The organism is Dietzia sp. HMSC21D01, from assembly GCF_001815995.1.
Classification (GTDB): domain Bacteria; phylum Actinomycetota; class Actinomycetes; order Mycobacteriales; family Mycobacteriaceae; genus Dietzia; species Dietzia cinnamea.
The window spans coordinates 1-2,915 of record NZ_KV824057.1; the positions used below are offsets into that span (position 1 = coordinate 1).

4 protein-coding genes and 1 riboswitch are annotated in these 2,915 nt (G+C 62.8%); of the genes, 3 read left to right on the forward strand and 1 reads right to left on the reverse strand.

All coding sequences use genetic code 11. The features are described 5' to 3' along the window. Window positions 1-307: 307 nt before the first annotated feature. Window positions 308-492, reverse strand: a riboswitch (cobalamin riboswitch). 165 nt (window positions 493-657) lie between these two features. Genes HMPREF3086_RS18155 through HMPREF3086_RS14395 form a run of 3 tightly spaced genes read left to right on the forward strand, consistent with a single transcriptional unit; the run spans window position 658 to window position 1,891 of the window. Continuing rightward, window positions 658-1,224 (forward strand): TetR/AcrR family transcriptional regulator, encoded by a 567-nt coding sequence (locus HMPREF3086_RS18155; protein ID WP_141764102.1) that lies wholly within the window; start codon window positions 658-660, stop codon window positions 1,222-1,224. Continuing rightward, window positions 1,221-1,571 (forward strand): DMT family transporter, encoded by a 351-nt coding sequence (locus HMPREF3086_RS14390; protein WP_070722554.1) that lies wholly within the window; start codon window positions 1,221-1,223, stop codon window positions 1,569-1,571. The genes HMPREF3086_RS18155 and HMPREF3086_RS14390 overlap by 4 nt, the downstream gene beginning before the upstream one ends. Then, complete coding sequence (locus tag HMPREF3086_RS14395; protein ID WP_070722557.1) at window positions 1,568-1,891, forward strand: DMT family transporter; 324 nt, start codon at window positions 1,568-1,570, stop codon at window positions 1,889-1,891. The genes HMPREF3086_RS14390 and HMPREF3086_RS14395 overlap by 4 nt, the downstream gene beginning before the upstream one ends. Window positions 1,892-2,677: 786 nt before the next feature. Here HMPREF3086_RS14395 and HMPREF3086_RS14400 read toward each other — a convergent pair. Next, on the reverse strand, window positions 2,678-2,915 hold a 238-nt coding region (locus tag HMPREF3086_RS14400), incomplete at its 5' end, for a recombinase family protein (protein ID WP_371441675.1).

A 2,915-nucleotide genomic window follows, 5' to 3' on the forward strand; every position in this document is an offset into this window, starting at 1 on the left:
GCGTGGCACCACTCTGATCGATCAGAGCCCGGCCAGCGTAGTGCTGAAGCGAACACAGCAACCCGGGGGCCGCATGAGCAGTCCCCAAACTGCGCGAGTACAGGTTGCCGATCTCCCGCCAAGTAGCGGGATCACACAGCTCGGTGACACCGCGCCAGTTCGGATCGCCGGGATCGGGTCGCGATCGGTGAGGTACCGGTGACGTCGTGATAGCCCGCTCGGCCAGGGTGCTGATCCCCACGCCGACGGGCTCATACGTGAAGTCCACGTCTGACCTTGTCTCTTCGGAACCTGTGCGCGAGGTTCGCTCGGATGTCGCGGAACCGACAGGTATTCGGACTCGGGATCAACCCTCCCCGGCGCCTTCCCGGACAAAGTCCAGTGGCATCCTGCCGGTTCGGTACCCCACACCGCTGCGCGCCAGTCCCGGAATCTCACCGGGTTCCCTGGCACCCGCCCATCCCGGCAAGGGACGGCTAGATGCGGTCGGTTCCGCGGCTGACGTTAACAGACAGGCTGGTCAGCACTCACCTGAGGACGTAGGACCACCGGTCAACCAGTCGGCATCAGGCTCAAGAGCAGCCGCCGGGACGGTGCGGGGGGGCGCGACTCGCAGGCGGCTAGCCCACCAACCTTCCGGACGGTAAAGTCGCGGGTGTGGCTGACGAGATGCAGATGCGGATCATGCAAGCAGCTAAAGAGCTGGCCGAGGAGAAGACGACGGTTCAGGGTGCAACGATCACGTTAGAGGCTGTGGCTAACAGGGCTGGGTTGAGTAAGCCGGGTCTGATGTACCACTACCACACAAAAGAAGCACTGATGGTGGGGCTGGTCGAGTATTCGGCCCAACAGTGGGACGAGTTACTTCGGCACCAAGCCGGATCAGGGCCAGAGGGGTCGTCACCGTTTGATCGGTATCGGGCCTATGTAACAACGGCAACGACGGCGGAAGTCTCTCGGGCTGATTACTGGATCTTCTCCGACGCGGCCTATCACCAGGCTCTATCCGGGCCGTGGCAGCGATTTCTCGGGCCCTGGTACGACCTGAGCTCGGTGGGCTCACCACGGGCAAGAGCATTACTGGCTGCCGCGAGATTCTGCGCGGACGGCGCGTGGATGTCGGAGGCGACCGGTGTCTTTCCTGCAGACGATCTCGCTGCGGTCGGAGCTCATGCCCGCACTTTGATTGACCAGGCTGAAAACGAGGAAGCAGGTACAGAATGAACAAGTGGCTATTGCTAATCGGGGCGATTCTCGCCGAAGTGGTAGGAACGTTGTCGCTCAGAGCGATGGTCGACCACTCCGGCTGGATTGTGCTCGTTGTTCTCGGATATGTCTCTGCGTTTGGCTTGCTGGGGTTGACCCTGAGAGCAGGGGCGCCCATCGGAGTGGCGTACGGCATCTGGGGAGCATCCGGGGTGGCATTAGTCGCACTGTTCGGAGCCGTGCTGTTCGGCGAGTCACTCGCATTCACACAGGTGATCGGAATCGCTGTGATCATCGTCGGCGTCGTGGTAGTCGAACTGGGCTCCCACGACGCTCCCACCAAGCCGAAGGCGGCTGTCGCGTGAGCTGGCTATGGCTAGGACTGTCGATTCTATTCGAAGTTATTGGCACGTTGAGCCTGCGCGCCTCCGATGGGTTCCGGAAGCGACTGTGGCTCGTCCCTGTCGTTGTCGGATACGTGGTCGCTTTCTCCTTCCTCGGTCTCGCCCTTAGTGCCGGAATGCCCGTCGGGGTCGCCTACGGGATTTGGACCTCTGTCGGGATTATTCTCGTCGCCGTATGCGCCCGCTCCCTGTGGAACGATCCTCTGACCAAACGGATGCTCCTTGGAATGGGCATCATCATCGCCGGAGTCCTACTTGTCGAGTTCGGAGGCACCCACTAACTACGGCCGTGAGCAAACCGTGTACAAACCACCGCGACCTGGGCGATCTCCGATCTGCCGCATGTCAGCCAACTGGATGGCGCGCATCATCCCCGATCGGTGCTCACCACGGTGGCGGCGGTCGTGGGATTGAGGCTACTCGCGCGTTCGTGGTACCTCCGGTTGCGCGGGAGTTCATCCCAGATCGAGGGAGCCCTCGTAGGCCAAGAATCCTGCGACCGGCGGCACCGCCTCGGACGGGATCGGGAAAATGTCTCCAGCAGGATCACCAGACCGACCCCGGTCTCGTCCAGACTCTCCAGGAGACGGGGTACATCCCCAGCCAGCGCTGCGCTGGGGCGAGTCGGTCCATTGACGCGACGACGAGCCCGTCACCGTCTCCCGGTACCCGATGCACTCGACGAGCATTTCGCGACTAATACGATTTGCGGCCCATGTCAAGGGCCATTGAGTTCTGCCCAGGGGCGGTCTTGAGACCTGCCCGGTGACGGTCACCAGATCTGCCCGGAGATGGCCATGGGATCTGCCCACGGGCTGGCCATCTCGGGTCCTCGGGTTGTCACGGGGAGGCTGCGGGACCACGTCGAGCGCCGGGTGGACCGATCTGCCGATCGTCGGCCATACCACAGACTACATGTGCGCGTACCCGCTTCACCTGTCGTTCGTGAGACCGTCTCGGCACCAGCTCTAACTGCACTGGGTCCACGCGACGGGGCGGCATCGTCTACTTCTGTTGCTGAAGTGCGCGGTAGAGCGTGGAGCGGCCGACTCCGAGATCTCGGGCGATCACCGACGGACCCTCCCCACCTCGACACGGTCGCGGGCCTTGGCGACCTGCTCGTCGGTCAAGACGCGTTTGCGCCCCTTGTACTTGCCATTCTTTTTGGCAATGGCGATGCCCTCGGTCTGACGTTCCCGGATGATGGCCCGCTCGAACTCTGCGAACGCCTCAAGCAGCGAAAGCACCGGTTCTGCTCGGTGATCCTGGGCGCCCGCGGCGTAGGTGGCCCGCTCGTGGACGAAC